General features: G+C 34.2%; 16 protein-coding genes and 1 tRNA gene. 8 read left to right on the forward strand and 9 right to left on the reverse strand.

What is annotated here, in order from left to right; all coding sequences use genetic code 11:
- Positions 1-115: 115 nt before the first annotated feature.
- Positions 116-643: an HdeD family acid-resistance protein gene (locus tag AC6R0T_RS07540; RefSeq protein WP_230710709.1), complete on the forward strand. Its 528-nt coding sequence runs from the start codon at positions 116-118 to the stop codon at positions 641-643.
- Positions 644-744: 101 nt separating this feature from the next.
- A complete protein-coding gene (locus tag AC6R0T_RS07545; RefSeq protein WP_206902686.1) occupies positions 745-1,191 on the forward strand; it encodes a hypothetical protein in 447 nt (148 codons plus the stop codon).
- A 142-nt stretch (positions 1,192-1,333) separates the two neighbouring features.
- Here AC6R0T_RS07545 and AC6R0T_RS07550 read toward each other — a convergent pair whose 3' ends face one another.
- A complete protein-coding gene (locus AC6R0T_RS07550) occupies positions 1,334-2,272 on the reverse strand; it encodes a DNA/RNA non-specific endonuclease (RefSeq protein ID WP_369598790.1) in 939 nt (312 codons plus the stop codon).
- 180 nt (positions 2,273-2,452) lie between these two features.
- On the opposite strand from AC6R0T_RS07550, the gene AC6R0T_RS07555 reads away from it, so the two are divergent.
- The 4 genes from AC6R0T_RS07555 to AC6R0T_RS07570 all read left to right on the forward strand — a co-directional run bounded on the left by AC6R0T_RS07555 (position 2,453) and on the right by AC6R0T_RS07570 (position 3,881).
- A tRNA-Leu gene (locus AC6R0T_RS07555) sits at positions 2,453-2,536 on the forward strand.
- Between the two features lie 34 nt (positions 2,537-2,570).
- Positions 2,571-2,876, forward strand: a complete 306-nt coding sequence (locus AC6R0T_RS07560) for a hypothetical protein (protein WP_303753951.1) — start codon at positions 2,571-2,573, stop codon at positions 2,874-2,876.
- 370 nt (positions 2,877-3,246) lie between these two features.
- Positions 3,247-3,609, forward strand: coding sequence for a hypothetical protein (locus AC6R0T_RS07565; RefSeq protein ID WP_206902683.1), 363 nt, complete (start codon positions 3,247-3,249; stop codon positions 3,607-3,609).
- Between the two features lie 2 nt (positions 3,610-3,611).
- Positions 3,612-3,881, forward strand: coding sequence for a hypothetical protein (locus AC6R0T_RS07570; protein ID WP_206902682.1), 270 nt, complete (start codon positions 3,612-3,614; stop codon positions 3,879-3,881).
- A gap of 324 nt (positions 3,882-4,205) precedes the next feature.
- Here AC6R0T_RS07570 and AC6R0T_RS07575 read toward each other — a convergent pair whose 3' ends face one another.
- The 8 genes from AC6R0T_RS07575 to AC6R0T_RS07610 all read right to left on the reverse strand — a co-directional run bounded on the left by AC6R0T_RS07575 (position 4,206) and on the right by AC6R0T_RS07610 (position 13,403).
- Entirely contained in the window at positions 4,206-5,990 is a 1,785-nt protein-coding gene (locus tag AC6R0T_RS07575) for an FAD/NAD(P)-binding protein (RefSeq protein ID WP_303753950.1), read from the reverse strand.
- 559 nt (positions 5,991-6,549) lie between these two features.
- Positions 6,550-6,861 carry a hypothetical protein gene (locus tag AC6R0T_RS07580; protein WP_206902680.1) on the reverse strand — a complete coding sequence of 104 codons (312 nt, stop codon included), beginning with the start codon at positions 6,859-6,861 and terminating at the stop codon, positions 6,550-6,552.
- Positions 6,862-7,230: a hypothetical protein gene (locus tag AC6R0T_RS07585; RefSeq protein ID WP_206902679.1), complete on the reverse strand. Its 369-nt coding sequence runs from the start codon at positions 7,228-7,230 to the stop codon at positions 6,862-6,864.
- A gap of 673 nt (positions 7,231-7,903) precedes the next feature.
- Positions 7,904-8,947, reverse strand: a complete 1,044-nt coding sequence (locus AC6R0T_RS07590; RefSeq protein ID WP_526159204.1) for a WxL protein peptidoglycan domain-containing protein — start codon at positions 8,945-8,947, stop codon at positions 7,904-7,906.
- Positions 8,948-9,006: 59 nt separating this feature from the next.
- Positions 9,007-9,645, reverse strand: coding sequence for a hypothetical protein (locus AC6R0T_RS07595; protein WP_303753948.1), 639 nt, complete (start codon positions 9,643-9,645; stop codon positions 9,007-9,009).
- A gap of 50 nt (positions 9,646-9,695) precedes the next feature.
- Positions 9,696-10,256 (reverse strand): WxL domain-containing protein, encoded by a 561-nt coding sequence (locus tag AC6R0T_RS07600; RefSeq protein WP_303753947.1) that lies wholly within the window; start codon positions 10,254-10,256, stop codon positions 9,696-9,698.
- Positions 10,249-10,563: an LPXTG cell wall anchor domain-containing protein gene (locus tag AC6R0T_RS07605; RefSeq protein WP_303753946.1), complete on the reverse strand. Its 315-nt coding sequence runs from the start codon at positions 10,561-10,563 to the stop codon at positions 10,249-10,251. Before AC6R0T_RS07605 ends, AC6R0T_RS07600 begins: the two co-directional genes overlap by 8 nt.
- A gap of 14 nt (positions 10,564-10,577) precedes the next feature.
- The gene (locus tag AC6R0T_RS07610) at positions 10,578-13,403 is read right to left on the reverse strand and encodes an L-type lectin family protein (protein ID WP_303753945.1); all 2,826 of its coding nucleotides are present in this window, start codon (positions 13,401-13,403) and stop codon (positions 10,578-10,580) included.
- 224 nt (positions 13,404-13,627) lie between these two features.
- Here AC6R0T_RS07610 and AC6R0T_RS07615 point away from each other — a divergent pair, with 224 nt between their 5' ends.
- Positions 13,628-15,094, forward strand: coding sequence for a helix-turn-helix domain-containing protein (locus AC6R0T_RS07615; protein WP_303753944.1), 1,467 nt, complete (start codon positions 13,628-13,630; stop codon positions 15,092-15,094).
- Positions 15,095-15,178: 84 nt separating this feature from the next.
- Positions 15,179-16,534, forward strand: a complete 1,356-nt coding sequence (locus AC6R0T_RS07620) for an FAD-dependent oxidoreductase (RefSeq protein WP_303753943.1) — start codon at positions 15,179-15,181, stop codon at positions 16,532-16,534.
- Positions 16,535-16,630: the final 96 nt, after the last annotated feature.

Below are 16,630 nucleotides of genomic sequence, written 5' to 3' on the forward strand. Positions count from 1 at the left end.
TATCAGCCAAATTGGTAGTGTCTTTTACCGTTGCAAAAGCGAACCAAGTATTTTCTTTATTCTTCAAATTTCGTTACAATAAAGAAGAGAATAGAAAAATAGAGGAGTTTTGATTATGGATAATTTTTTTAAAACATTTCGTGAAAATTTATTATTAAGTGGCGTCGCCTACGGTATTTTGGGAATCTTGATTTTAATTAAACCTGAACCTTTCTTCAATATGATTGTTTATATTTTTGCTGCTTTCTTTTTTGTTATGGGAATTATTAACTTAGTGAACCATTACCGAGCACAAAAGCGTGGCTATTCTGGTTCCCAATTAACAACTGGAATTTTACTTTTAGCCGCAGCTTTGCTGATTTTGATTTTTGCAAAGGGAATTGTGTCTATTATTCCCTTTTTCTTGGGCTTATTCATTTTAATTAGTGGAATTACCCAGTTGTTACAGGAATTGCAATTAAAAAAAGACGGCACAGCACGTACGGGTTGGTTTGTCTTTAGTATCTTAATGATTGTAGCCGGTGCGTTACTCCTATTTAACCCTTTCCGTAGTGTTTTATTAGTTTTTCAAATTTTTGGCGGCCTGTTAGTTGTCTTGGGTGTTTCTCGTTTAGTTGATTTCTTTCGTTTAAGAAATATTTAAAGTTTTAATTATGACAATCTTTTTAAAGATTTCCGTCGCTTTTTTTAATCATTTCCCTTTATAATACTTTTGTTATCAATGAAGTATGAGGAGGTGGAAATATGCCAATTGAAAAAAGCCAACTAAAACAGCAACCAGTAATTATCGTCAAAGACAAAAACGGACAGATCTTACGGAAAGTCTCCGTGAAAGAATGGCTGGAAAATCATCCTCTTGACGCGACTAAAGAAGACTTTGAATTAAAACTTTATCGCGAAGCGTTAAATTACTTTTACTTAAAACAGTATGATCAAGCCGAAGATTTACTAATCTACCTTTGTGAAGGGACCCATTATCAACGTTATGAATACAGCGAACGTTTGGCTACGTTGTATCACACGCAAAACCGCTTGGACAAAGAACGGTGTATTTTACTCCTAGCTAAAAGAGCACAGGAAAAAAATCATGCGCCCAAAGAATTGTTACAACGTATCACAAGACGTTTGGACAAAGTCGACAAACAATTAAATCACTATCAAAAAACCATCAATCTACTCGCTTTAAGTTAACAAAAGCAAAACAAAGTCTTTTAGCTTTTGCGCAATAAGCCAAAATATTTCGAATTTGTTTGTGTGAAAGTTTTATACTTTCCTGACAATTAACCAAAAACACCCAACTAGTTAGTTGGGTGTTTTTTTCATCTATTGCTGCTTATTTTTCAGCAGAATTTCCGCTTTTCAATATTTGACTTGTGCCATCAGCATAATTTAATTTCACATTATCTTGAACATTGAAAATATAAACATTAAATTTAATTGCTTCACTATTTACAGACTGTGCCATCAAATGGACACCCCGCGCCAAAAGTTCATCATTGCGAAAGATTGGTGTAACTTCATAACGAACAAAATGATTTTTATCTTGCTCTAAATAATACTTGATATCCATTTCAAAACGTAACATTTCAGGGTTATTCAACTGGCGTGTACCGGTAATTAAATTTTGCCAATTTGCATTTTCACCTGCTAATGCAAAGCCAATTAAATGGGAGCGATTATACAAATAGCTACCACCAATTTTTTTATTGCGCCAGCCAGTCGGGGTAACACTTGAAATACTGCCGCGTTTTTCTTTGGGCATTAAACTTTGATTCAATAATGCCTCCGCACCTGTGGCCCGATTTAGTGCATCTAGGGGATAATACTTTTCCCATGCCCCACTTGTCGTAGCTAATTCGGCTTTTGAAAAAGTTGGCTTTCCTTGATTAATTTCAATCGTTTGTTTTCCTGCATAATTTAATTGGGCTAGTTCTTGTTTTAAAGCTGTCAGTTTAGCGTCACTTTGCAAGGGGCTTGCGCTTTTTTCTTCTGTTGCTCCCTCATCTTCTCTTTGATTACTACTGCTTTTCTCTTCTGAAGCTTCAGATTGCAAAGTAGTGCTGGCCGCCGTAGTATTTGGGTTATCTTTGGGTGCTATTGATTGAAGATTTTCAGTGTTTAATAACCCACTGCCAGATAATACGGCTGCAATTGATGCGGCCACCAAAATGAAGCTTGGCTTTTTCTTGCGATGTTTGGTCGTAGCTTGAATTAAGGTAACAATTCCAATAATTATCCCCAATAGACCACCTAATATTAAAACAGTATCCATTTTTTTCCTTCTTTTCTGTAAATTTAATCTACCTTTATACCCTAGCAAATGGCCTTCTTGAAAACAAGTAGAAATACGCTCAGATCGCCTACTTTTTCATTTTTGTCAAATGCTTGTCACCAGCCCTTTTTCTTGAAATAAAAATTTCATTGGCATAAAATAAAGCATGATACTTTTTTGGCGGAGTTGGTGGAACGGCAGACACGTATGCTTCAGGCGCATATGCCTATAATAGGCGTGAGGGTTCAAATCCCTTACTCCGCATTTTATTACTCAAAAATTGACAAGGAGCAAATTTATGCCATTTATTGCGATTTTAATTGATGTATTGACCTTGGGAGCGTATTTTTTACAGTTGAATAATGATTCGCGTACATTACGTTTTTTAGGCCTAATCTTTCAAGGAATTATGACGATTTTACTACTGATCGTAATGATTGCCTATCACGGTAAACGTTATAGTAATTATCGGCCAGCCGGTTATTCTTATTTAACAATTCGGTATGCCCTTATCATCTTCTCTTTTTTGATTAATGCCATCGTCTTGTTTCTTTATATTTTAAACTTTACCGGTGCCAACGATTTAATTTTTTCAAGCTTTTAAAAGTTATTAACTTTTTCATAAGTTCCTTTGTCCAATCATTTTAAGATAGAAATTGTGCTATACTTAATCCTACGCGAAAAATATTGTTATGCGATAGATTGATTTATTTCGGTGAATTTAATCAAACTGGCGTAACTTAGGAGTTACATGGATGTATTAGAGGTTAGGGAATACATCGTTTAAACGAGAAATAACATGAATTTTAGTAATAGTCTTGATCCAACCTTAAATAATAATATTGATTAGTTAGATAGCCTTCTCTAGTAATAGAGAGGGCTATTGTCCATTTTAGCAGATTTTTTTACTTCTCTCTTTACAAAACAAACATACGTTCGTATAATAAGAGTATCAAAAAGTTGGAAGTGATTTTATGCGTATCCCACCTTCTTATCAAGATCGCAAATTATTAAAGTGGAATGGCTTTTACTTATCTGAACATACGCGTCAAATGGCTGAAACCAAAGCTGCGCAAGCTTTTCTTTGGCCCGCCAAACCGATAATGGATAAAGAAGCTATCGCACAAGTTTTATATGAAGCGCGCTTAAAAGAGCGCAGTATTGCACTTCAAAAAGAAGAAGTAGATGCTGAAGGCCACTATTTCCCAGATATTGTTGGGAAAATACAAGGCTATGATGAATTAGGGATTTATATTGCCAATCAAAAAATTGATTACGACGAAATCCGCAGTGTCACCTTTACAACTGTTGCCAAGTGGTCTGCATTGGAGGAATAATGATGATTAATTTAAAGGGTACTATTTCTCAAATCAAAGTATTGAAAATGTCTGATCACCCCCTAGTTTACTTTCAATTGAATGAACACCACTGTTTAATCGCTACTCACGCATTGAATTTTTTAGCTGACGTTGCTGTTAATAGCACAATCAGCGTTGTTGGTCATTACAATGCTCGTAAACAATTTGTTGTAAAAAAATATAGTGTCTTAGGCAAACCTCAAATCGTGATTGAATTTGAAAAAAGTCTCTATCCGCCGAAACACATTTAGTTTCTAGTAAGAAAAGCCAAATTTGGCTAATCACTCGCCTGCAATAAGGCGGAATTTCAATAAATTGCTTTTCAAATTTCTTGAAATTTTGACTTATTGTTACAGCGAGTTCGTTTGAAAAGCTAGACAGTACGAAAAGCTTTTCTAACTCGCTTTACTCGCCTGCAATAAGGCGGAATTTCAATAAATTGCTTTTCAAATTTCTTGAAATTTTGACTTATTGCCACAGCGAGTTCGTTTGAAAAGCTAGACAGTACGAAACTAGCCAAATCAATATTTTTCTTGTGAAGAATTTATGCACTCGCCTGATAAAAAAGAAACGTCTTAGCGCTTCTTTGCAAAAATTGTTTCAATTATTTGATCAGCCAAATAAAAAACGCGATCATCACTTTTGGGCCGCGGTGACGCAGCGTTGAGCCAATCTAATCCTTCCAGCGGAATGCCATAACAAAAAAGATGCGGTTGAATTTGCCCATTGTTATCAATGATTTGGTGTGTTTTGCGACTAACCAAGATTGCCCCTGTTACATGGCTTTTAGCGTCAAAAGTTACCTTATGTGGGGCTAGATAACCTTTTTTTCTCATATTCTTTAATAAGGGATTCTTTGTCGTTGCAAAACTTGGTTGCGGTAAACGCGCCTCAATCAAATTTTTTCCATTAAATCTTCGCTTTTCATCTTGCTTACTGTAGGCAACAAATTGCCCGTTTTGTTTTGTTACCGTCATCTCTGGAGCTAGAAATTCGACAATTTCCGCTTCTACTAACGCCGCTAATTGTTTTTGTCGTACAACAGGTGCACCGATAGCTAGAAAGCTATAGCTACGATTGAAATCTCCCCAGAAATCTTCATAGTACTCTCTTTCAGAAAATTTTTCATGATCTAACATATAATCAAAAGGTGCCTGCAGTTCTTTAAATGTATCAATCGCCGAGGCAATAGCTCCTGTTTTGTTGCCTAATTCAGCTGATTTTATATCTGCTTTTAAATATCCAAGAACAAAACTAGGGAAATGTTCTGGTGAAATATTTCCTGCCGGCTGTAATAACTGCTCCCAATTTAATTGTAGTTCTTTGGGTACACGATATTTTCTTAAAACGGCAGCAGCATCTTTACAACGATATTCTGTTAGAAAGTTAGTCAAATCAAATTTAACATCCTTTAAAACCTTTTGATAATAGACTAATTCGGCTTCTTTTTTTACTAATGTGACTAATTCTTTTACTGATCCTTGAAATTGAGACATAAAATGCGGCGTCAAAATCTCAGGCTTAGCGTCTTCGCCAGGTTCTTTTTGATTAATAGGACGCGCATGATAAGGCAGACCGCGACCTGAGCCAACAATTATTTTTGCTTCTTTACCTGAAGGCTGGTAACACAAATCCCCCTCCTTTTCAATAAATTTCCCGCCCCACTTGTCAATTAGTAACGGCAGATAGTCATAAAAACTCAAACCCAACCCTCGAATAATAATTGGTCCATTAACTAATTTTTTTAATGGTGTATTGGCTGGATTTCCCGGTCTTTGATAAAACAAGTTATTTTTTTGGGCAAAATTCTGATTTTCGCGCTCTTCTTCACTGGCTTCATTTTGCGAATGTCCCGTTGCCAAAATCACATCAGAAACGAGATATTCTTTTGAGCCAATTAGACTGATTTTTTCTTTTTTTAGCGTTAAATCCGTAATTTTTTCTTTAACCAAGTGTACTTGTATTTTTTTTGTGGTTTTCTTTAAAATTTCTGCATAAAACCACCGTTGATAAATACCGTAGTAGCGGCGAGAACAATAGTCGTTTTTAGCTAATCTGGTTTCTGACATAAATTTTTCTTGCTCTGTTCGATCTAACGTAGCTAAAAAAGCGGCGGCCTCCCTTTGACTCCATTCTCCTAGATTAGGACCTTCATCTTCAGAAAATAACGTTACATGTTGCAACACGGTGTTCATGATAACAGCTTTATTTTGATCACTACGCCAGACATTTCCTCCTGGCCCATACGGATCAAAAATAAAAATTTCAAATGCTTCTTTACTTTCCACGGCTCTCTTTATAAGCTTTGACAAGGCAATCAAACCAAATGGCCCCGCACCAATAATCGCGATTTTTTTCATATCCGTCCTCCTTAGTAAAAAAGCCTATAGTTTCTAATCCAGCATATACCTCGCTATAACAGTTATTCTTATTATTAGAGTAAAGAATAATGCAAGCATGTGCAAATCTGAACCTTTGATTATTTCAACTTAATTCGCTTATAAAAAAAGAAAAAAGCTCTATTTTGACCACAAACGCAACATAATAGAAATTGTTTCTCAAAATCATATCAATTTTCAAAAATATACTTCTATCATCTTGTATGCAAAAAAACTGGTATCAACGTCAGCAAGACATCAATACCAGTTTTTTTCTAACTATAAGGAGGGACAAATCGTTTTATATCAGGACTATATGTCTAATTTTACGAACTAACTTTCTTTGATGTTAAGTCGAAATTTCAAGAAATTTTAAAGGCAATTTATCAAGATTCCATCTTATCGTAGAGAGTTCACTCCGAGTATGAGGCCTTTCTAGCAGACCCGTTTCGCAAAACAACTCTTCAAAAATAAGGACAATATTTTTCCGAAAATATCGCTCTTTTACTGATAACGGAATGCAGTTTACTTAACTTTTTTGCTACGCAATTTTTTCTATTCGGATAAAATAACCGTCGATTGATTCACTGATTTGTCTTAAAACATGGAAACCTTGTTCTTCTTTCTGACGGGGAACCTCAATCAATTTAACTTCTTGGCGATTGATAGGAATACCTACAATTAATTCGTCTGAAACCATATGCATCGCCATGATATGAGAAATTTGAGCGCCCAATTTCATTATTTCTTGCTGATTTTTATTCACACGCCAATGCGAATTTTGCATTAAGCGTAAACCACTCGTTAAAACACCACTCTTAACAACCTTTTCTGAAATGACTGGACGCCACATTTAAGCCACCTGCTTTAAAGGGTAATCTTCGATTGTTATAGCGGTGTCACTTGCTACAGTGACAGTAACTAAGCTGCGATATTTTGCTGCAATTTTTTTTAGTTGTTCTGCCTCTTTTTTTGAACAATCAACATAAAAAATCACGCCATCATACTGGTCTTCAAACTTTGCTAAAAACGCTTCTGCTTGTTTCAACCATTTATTCTTAATCGTCAGACTTTCATAAAACGTCACTTGCTTATTCCGCAAATAGTTTTCTGGCAGTTTTTTAGGAAATCCTACGACTGCGATTTTTTCACCTGTATGTTGTTTTTTTATATGATTCCAAACATGACTAATTTTTCTTTGGTTACCGTAAATAATATACATTTTGCTTGCTCCTTAATTTATGATTATTCTATTATGACGGCAATAGCCTACCGTCGAATATTCAGCTTGCAAGACTATCCCCTCCTCTAATCATAAATAAAGTAACGCTCTTTATTTATCCACCATACCAAAGATATTATTTAAAGCAAGCAACGTAAGAAATTGGTAAGAAGATAACTTACCAATTTCTTACAAAGTAAAATAAGACCGCTACTTCTTCCACTAAATAAAAGTGTGATAAAACAATTGCGAGCAAAACAAAAAATACCATTGTTCATTGGTAATAAAAAAAACTAGCAAAATTACTCCTTCAATAATAGGGATAATACTTTTTGGTATCCCCCTTGATATTTAGACTATTTTTATCGCCATGAGTCGCGATACTTTCACTTTGCCAAAATATTTTCCAAGAATCACACAATCTAACTTAGACATCCCCCAATTATTCGGACCATCTATCATCCTTACTTCTACAAGTCTGGTTGTAGTTCCTACTTTGTAGATTAATCGATCCCCGCAATTAAAAAAATCGCTAGTATACCTTCTTACCCCTCGGTGAAATCTATCGTTGACTATCTTTATTACTTCCATATTAAAAAACCACCTTATTCATTTAACAATCGCTAATGATCATCTCTAAAACACCTGAAATTTACTACCGCTTCATAAATAGCTATTGCTCTCTTCTTTTTCTTTTTACAAAATAGATGATTAGGAAAATTATTATCATAACGAGTAACGCTACGAGAATTCCAATAATTATAAAAAGCAAAGTATTATCTTTTTTAACCGTGAATACTTTTGTATTAACAGTTTGTGCTTCCTTTTTTGAAATATCAAATTTCTGTTCAAAATGCCATTGTTTATTAAAAACATCTGTAAAATCTAACTTCAACAGATATTTACCGGCATCAAGTGGCTTAGTCGCACCAACAGTACCGTTAAAAAAATTAATCGTAAACGAAGATGAAGGTGCTATGCCACCATCTTTAATTTCTCTAGAAATAACCGGATTTTTTTGATCTTCCTCTTTATATATCTTCCCAATCATGTGCACTTTACTAATATTTACCGGTTGGGTGTTCTTCAGCTTTACCGTTATACCGGCATTTTTACTAATGGCCTCAGGAGATATACTTATTAGCTCTAAATTTGGATTAACTTTTGTTTCATTTTGCGAGAGCATTAATCCTAAAACGTAATCGTAATCCGTTGTCAGTCCAGCTTTCTTTTTTTGCTGAGATTCTCTTTTTACTTGAATACCACCTAGAATCATTCCATCAAATTTTTGATTGGGAACTGATATATCAAAAGAAACAAGCCCTGCTTTTTTACCGGGAATCGTTACTGTTTTCGGATATTTTACCCACTTTTGAATATCCATCTCATTTGAAGGACTCGATTTATTTATTTCACCACTATAATCAATCACTAAATTACCATTTGTTTCAGCCCTATTCACGTCAATTGCGAACTTTTGCTGTTGCTCTGAAAAATTATTGATTTTAACTTTTACAGTTGTTTTTTCTTCAGGTTTAACGCTTAAATCAAAAAAAGAATTTCCGCGCTCAAGTTGATTGGCAGAAAAGATGGGCTCAACGCTAAAATTTACTAATTCAGCTTCTTGCTCGGCATAGACCACTCCAGTTGTAGCAAATAGTCCAATGATTAATACAATACACATGTAAAAAGTCCTTTTCACTATGTCTTCCCCCATTTTTAAAATAATAGAACGGCAAACCATTAATAGTCTGCCGTTCTAAAACCTGCACTTGCTTATAAGGCGTTTACTGCTGAATAGGTGATTGTACCATTGTATGTTTGAATACTTAAATTATTATTCGCAATAGTAAGAACCGGTTCTTTCAATTCATAAGCCTTTGTTCCAACAGGTGCTGATGAAGGTTCATCAACAACCGTACCACTGGCGGTCAATACTTCAACAGAACCAATTGTAAGAGAAGTGCCGATTCCACTTAAAACAGTTGCTTTTGCATCAATTTTCCAAGGAGAAGCTGCAATAGCCTTTGTCCATTTGTCTTGTGATGCATTAATATCTTCTTGCGTTACCTTATCATTAGGAACAACTTTCCCAATTTCACCAAGAGCAGAATCAATCGAATCTTGTGTTGGACGTGTATCTGTCACTTTCAAATCTTTATCGTAGGTTCCTGTGAATGTCGCATTCGTCGCTGCAATGCTATCTAATGAATGTTTTCCAAAATCAATATTTGGCACTTCATTTAAAGCAAACGCACCTGGGTCAGAAGGCAATCCAGTATCTGGATCAATGGTATAGTCTGTAATTTCTAATTTTGTTGTTCCTTCTTTGGTATCCAAATCCGCTGCAAATGCATTAGTTCCCGTTCCTAATAAAATTCCTGTTAGTAATAAACCACTCATAATTTTTTTCATTTTAAATTCCTCCATTTATTGTATTAACAATGCAATATTGTCAACTCTGATTAAAATTTTGCATTAATAAAACGCCATTGGTTTAGGGCTTGATACTCACCAACCCTATTATTCTTACCAAAATTCAGATTAATTTCGTCGCGATTAATTGTATAGGTAATCCAGCCATGAGCAGAATTACTGTCTGAGCGTAAAACGGTTTGAAATATCGGTTCATCAAGATTTTGATAAAGTGGATAAGTCTTAAGGGATTGTCCTTTTTCCGTAGTAACTGTTCCTGGTTTTAGCGATATATTCGCATGAGTTAAAGGACTGTCACTTTTTTGTGTTAAACTAGAAAAATTCACTTGTAGATCCCAAGGTATTGATGTTAATCGCGCATCTAAAATTTTTATAGTTAAATTTTCTGTCGCTTTTATATCTTTGCCATACTCTGTTAGCTCGTGATTTCCAAAATCCAAATCATTAATTGCATAAATTCTTGGATATTTTTCATTTAAGGGTAAAATCTCGAGGGTTGTTTTTCCTTCTGCTGCTAAAACATCTAACGGAAAAAGAAATAAGGACAGTCCAATCATAGCAATAGGGATGATTTTCTTCTTTTTACGCATCTTTTTCCCTCCTTCTTTTACATAGAAGAAACAAGATTGCGAGCAATAGCGTTCCTAAAAATGAAAATGCAAAAGATTGGATTTCATTTGTCTTGGGATAACGTTTTCTGGAATTTCCATTAGCTAAAGTATTATCACCATTAGATGTATGCTGGCTCTTATCAGATATTACAAGTGTCGTTTTATTGGTCATCGTATCTGTAGCTGCTACTACAGAGTTAGGTGCTAACACCAATCCTGAAAAGGTAAGCCAGAGAAGGAACAAAATTCTGCATAACTTTTTTACGTTACTCTTTTTCTCATTCATTCTTCTGACCCCCTTTATGGTGCATCGATTATTGTCCAAACCAATTTGCCACTCACTGTTCCAATTTCACTCGTATTATCTAATTTCAGCAGCAATCCTGCGTCTTTATCATAATTCAGCTCTTTATTTACGGGAAATTCTGTCTCCCCTAGACTTTGATTATTAAACGTAAATTGATCGCTTAGTAATGCCTTACTTGCTGATTTTGCCTCCATCTTTACACGAATAAAGCTTTCTTTTTTTAAATTGCGTGTATCTCGAATCTTAATTTTCATCTTTTCTTGCCGTGACATTGGTGTTTTTGTATCACTTAATTCCGTTCTTGAATATTTCCAAGAATAGTCCTGCGTCAATTCTTCAAAACCCAGATAACCATTAAGTATAAATTTGCTTTCCATTGTTTCAGCTGGATGAATGCCATCATTTATTGAAACAGAGATCGTATTAATCCCAACCACAAATGGTGTATTAGTAGCAAGTAAATTAATATTTGAATCTAGCGTGCCTTCAAATAATTGATCAGAAATATCGCTATCCAATACTGTTTGATCATTAATCGTTTTACCATTAATTTTTACCGCATAAGAAAGTTTGTCTCTATCCGCATCTCTATACTTAAAGCTGTAGTGAAAACTATCCAGATAGTCAGTATATTCTTTTTTGTCAGTAGTTAGCTCACTTAGTATCGGTGCTTGATTTCCTTTGATCCAAAATGGAACTTGTTGACTCAAAAAATCATTTACCGTCTTATTGCCTACTTCTTCAGTAGTCACATGACTAGAAAAATGTGTTTTCTTGGTTTCAGTGTGTTTAGTGGGATTTAATTCATAAGACATATAGACATCTTCTCCAGGATGAACTTCAAGATTTGAAAAAGTTGTCTTTATTTCGCCTGTTTCTCGATTAACAGTAGCTGTACCTGTATATTTTTTTGCGCCAATTTGCGCTATTACATTTTTAACAGTTTTAGTTAAATCAATATCTACTGGACTAACATATGACTTCCACTCGTTAATTTTCAAAGCTGCCTCACCCTCAGAGACTGTAAATCTTGTTTGAAAAGTAAGTAGATCGCTATCTTGAGCAGCGGGTAATTGTGGATTATACGTATCGTGGTCTTCAATATCCACCACTGATTTACCAAGGTTCAGTACATCATTTTCAATTTTTGCACTTAAATCAACAGGGACTTGTGTAAAGACAAATTTCACCTGGCCACTTGCTGCACCATTTGCACCAGTAAATCCCCAATATGCCATATTATTTGAATCTGACAGATTCAATTCCGCACTTAAATCCGCCCATGGTATTGTTACAGGTTGCGTTTGAGCACCAGTAATTGGATTTTTTAAATAATAAGAAAATGTATGCGTCGGTTGATCAAAATCATAACGAAATTCATACCATGTATTATCACGAATATTGTCACCCACTACACCGTTGAGTAACCTAAAGCCATTATGTCGAATTACGGCATCGGCACCATTAGTACTTAAAGCACCACCTTCCCATTTATCTCCATTTCCTTGGGGTCTATACCCTTTGGATAAATTTGAGGGGAAACTGTAAGCCATGTGTGGTGTTTGAGGATTATCTTTATCATAATCGTGTCCGCGTCCATCACTATTGGAATATAAATCAAATTCGATCGCAACTGATTTTTTTATCGCGTATGTCTCTGGGGTCACCCAACTACTAAAAATACTCGATCTCCATGCCTTGGTTCCACCGTAAACACCTAAATTTTGTCCATCATCAGAACTATTTGCAGTTGTTAAAGCCGTAGAAGACGCATTTTGCATGACAAAAGCCAGCCCATCTGCATCGCCATTTGCTGCATTCCCAAAATTTATATAAGTTCGCCCATGAAAACTATTGGAAAAATCCATTCGATACTGATCCTTCGACCAAATTGATAACCAATTTTTTGAACCAGATAGCGATATTTCAGAATAGGGCACACCATTATTTACATTTGGATTATAAATGTTATTTACACCACTACTCCCTTTGTTTCCAGCAGAATTAATATTGCCGAAAACGCCCTCCAACAATATCGCTCCTTTAGGTACTTCTGGATTCCCGGTATTTCCTGTTAGTGGAGAACCTAGACTTGCTCGACTAGTATTCATTTTAGCCCGTGTATTCTCCTGCACCGAATTTTGTGTATCAGATGAATCAACTTTTTTAGTCGTATCTGTTATAGATTCACTTGCAACATTTGCGTTAATCTTCTCGTCAGTAGAACTATTTTTTTGAACGTCATCTCGAGTCATAGAATCGCTGCTTTTACCTGATTCTTCTAACTTGTCACTACTACTTGGCATAACATTTGTGGTATTCTCACTGGCTTTTGTTGTACTCTTTGATTCAGCTGGACGGTTTGTATTTTTCAAAGTTCCTAACCTAATTTTTTTACTATCTTTAAACTGATATATATCTGCGGTCACAGAACTTCTTTCCTTAGTATGGAATTCTACTTTTGATTCGCCAGGATCTAATTCAAAAAAACCTTCTTTCTGAGAAATTATAACCCCATTACTTCCCTTCATATTACTGACTTCTTGATTTTCAGAAAAACTGATACCGATTTTTTCGACATCAGATTGCACATTAGTAAATTGAATTGACCAAAGCCACTCATCTACATTACGATCATAAGAAGTACTGCTTAAATACGCATTCAATTTGCTACTTAGCAATTCTCCAGCATTCAATTGAACTGTAGCAGTTTCTTCAGCATAGGATAAATTATTTCCCCCAATCAGCATGTTTACTGGAACAATCAAAACCGTTACCAAACCAGTTATAAATATTTTGTAAAGTACACTTTTCTTCAATACCTCACCTCCAGACTTATTCGCCTATTTCAACATCGATATTACATTGCATTGCCCAGAAAATATTATCATCAATTTCAACTTTTTTTTAAATTTGCGAAAATTTTCATTTGGTTTTTGAGCTATATTTTAGACACGTATATCTATATTTAGTCGCTACTACTTAAACGCAATAGCGACTAAATATAAATTTAACGTATTATTATATGTGGGAGCTTCTCAGTATGAAAATTCAAGACCTCTTCGATAAGAATCAAAAATATCAATTGGATTTGCTTACAAACTTGATCAAAAGTAAGCAACCGATCAAAAAAGATGTTTGTTTAAAACGCTTGAATGTATCCGCTTTTTTACTCGATCGAGCTTTAGAAGACTTGCAAGATACTCTTATAGAATTAAATTTAACTATGTCACTTGATTTTCATTCAGCTTCTGATTCAATAGCTCTTTCTAATTACACAATGAAAGAGTTTAATTCGATTTATTATCATTTTAGCCAAACTTCAATTAATCACTCGATTATTCGCTATCTATATTTAAATCGGAATTTTAATATGTATGAATTGTCGACACACCTCTCAATAAGTATTTCTACCCTTTACCGATATATCGCCTATCTAAATGAGCAACTTGAAGAATTTCAGCTCACAATAAGAAATGGTTCTATTCAAGGCGATAATTTACAACTGTGTTATTTCTTTTATCAATTTTTTTGGCATTCTGCGCCAACAAAATTGATAACACAAACAATTACCGACTATGATTTAAATCAATTTATTAACTTACTTGAAAAAAAACTGAATGTAGTTTTTACCCAAAATTTGAAAATAAGAATACTTTTATGGTGTAAAATCTTAAAGCGCAGTAATTCTAGAAAGAGTAACGTATCACAGGTGATTTTGAAATTAATTGATGAAATACAAGAAGATTCCGCATATAAAATTATCAGAGAGTGTTATTTTTTATCCCAGAGCTATTCAGCTTTTTTAGGATCAGACTACAATGCGGCTTATATTTACATTTTTTTGCTATCTGCATTTCCTTCCCATAGTTCTATTTTGGAAGAATTATGTGAATCTAGCTGGCCTACTAAAGTTCACGCAATCATCGACTTAAACGAGTCTATTTTAGAAAAAGTATGTCACTATTTTAAGTTAGATAAAAAACACGTTTATGATTCATTGAGTTTTAATCATAAACACTTATTGTCTTCTATTCATTCTGGGATTTTATTTTTCAAAGGCAAGATTGAAAAAAATGAAGTAGATTGCTTGTTTTTGGATATCCCAAAAGATTTTGTTTATAAAGATGTCACTGCCAAACTGATTGCCTGGCTTGGAAGAAAAAATCTATGGAATTTTAACGGAATAAATGAAGTTTATTTAACGTGGGTTTATCATGATATCATTTCAGCAATTTTAAACTCAAATCTTTCTACGATTACAATTGGTATCAATTTGAACAAATCACCACTTATTGAGTCACTATATACGAATTCAATAAAAAAAATCTACATTACAGAAAGCTATGTTTACGTTGAACCGGCTACTCCAAATAAAAAATATGACATTATTATTTCAGATGACGAGACCGCAAAATGGGAATATAACTTTAGATTTTTCTATTTAATGGAGGAGATCCAAATGGATTATGGAAAACCAATACGTGAAGTTTTAAAAAATATAGAGTAGATTACTCTCAACTACTAATTAAATAGACATATAAATTTTACTGAATATCAAAAAACACGTTGATACTTTTAAAAGGAGATTATCATGAAAGTAGTAATAATTGGTGGATCCCATGCAGGTACTACTGCTGCTAGAACTTTAAAAAAAATAAATCAAAATATCGAAGTCATTTTACTGGAAAAAAGAGAATACCTTGGCTCAGTACCGAGTAATCTTAATTTTCTTTTTGAAAATCTTCTTCATGAAGATACTAATCTCTTTAAAGGAATCGTACTACCGGAAGTATTAATGAATATGGGGATTGACTTACGTCTAAAAACAGAGGTAACAAAAATTAACGTCGTTACTAAGACAATTGAAGTTAAAAACGAAAGCAAAAACTACAAGCTGAGCTTTGATCGTTTAATCCTTGCCATGGGTTCAGAAAAATTTTTAATTTCTGAGCCTATCTTAAATGCTTCTGTTTCAGATTTAATAACTTACAAAATGCCAGCTGAAATATTAAAAGCTCATCGTGTATTGAAAAATAGTAAGCATATTACGATTATCGGTTCAGGGTTGATTGGACTAGAACTTGCAAGTAGTTTATCCCATCATTTAGACAAAAAAATTACGATAATAGAACAAATGAGTCGTCCTTTATTCCGTTATTTTGATACTACTATTACCGATGTACTTATGAAGTATAAGCCGGAAAATATTCAGTTTCTTTTTAACAAAACTTTAAAATCCACGCAACGAATGCAAAAAAAAATTAAGGTGACAACTTTCGGCGAGGAATCATTTCTTACCGACTCAGCCGTCTTGGCTTTAAATCCAAGACCCAATATCACTATAATTCCAAAAGAAATTTACCTTGATGCTGATAACTCCATTCTAGTTAACGATTATATGCAAACTAATTGTCCGGATATTTATGCTATTGGAGATTTAGTAAAAATTCCCTTTGGACCAGAAATAGATCGCGCTTATCTTCCTTTGATTTCAATGGCCCATCGGACTGCACGAATTGCAGCGTTTCATATAACAAAGCACAATATTACGATCAATAAACCTTCTCAGCGAACCATTGCAACTAAAATTTTCAATTTATTTTTAGCTAGCTGTGGTATAACTTACGAAGAATCCATTTTACTAGGAATCGCTGTAACTGAAGTAACTAAAACGTTTAACTATTACTCACCTATTTACCCAAAAACAGATTTTTTACTAAAAATTAAAATTATTTATGATACGACCAGTCATGTTTTACTTGGCGCCCAATTAATCACAACTGAGGAGAAATTAGTTTCTTTAATCAATATATTTACACAGTTTACCGCAGATAAAAAAAAGATTGAAAATCTTGTTAACAATGAATATTACTATGCACCTTTGCTGTCAGCTGATCAAAATTTCATAAATGAAATTTTTTTAGAGGCAGTCGCCCCCGTCAAATAAAAAAACTAAAAATTTGAAATTTCCTCACTTCTGTCTTTTTAAAACGGAAAGATTTAATTACTAACATTTAAATCTAACCAAAAAAAACTTCGCCCA

It is taken from the genome of Enterococcus sp. S86.2, from assembly GCF_059834485.2.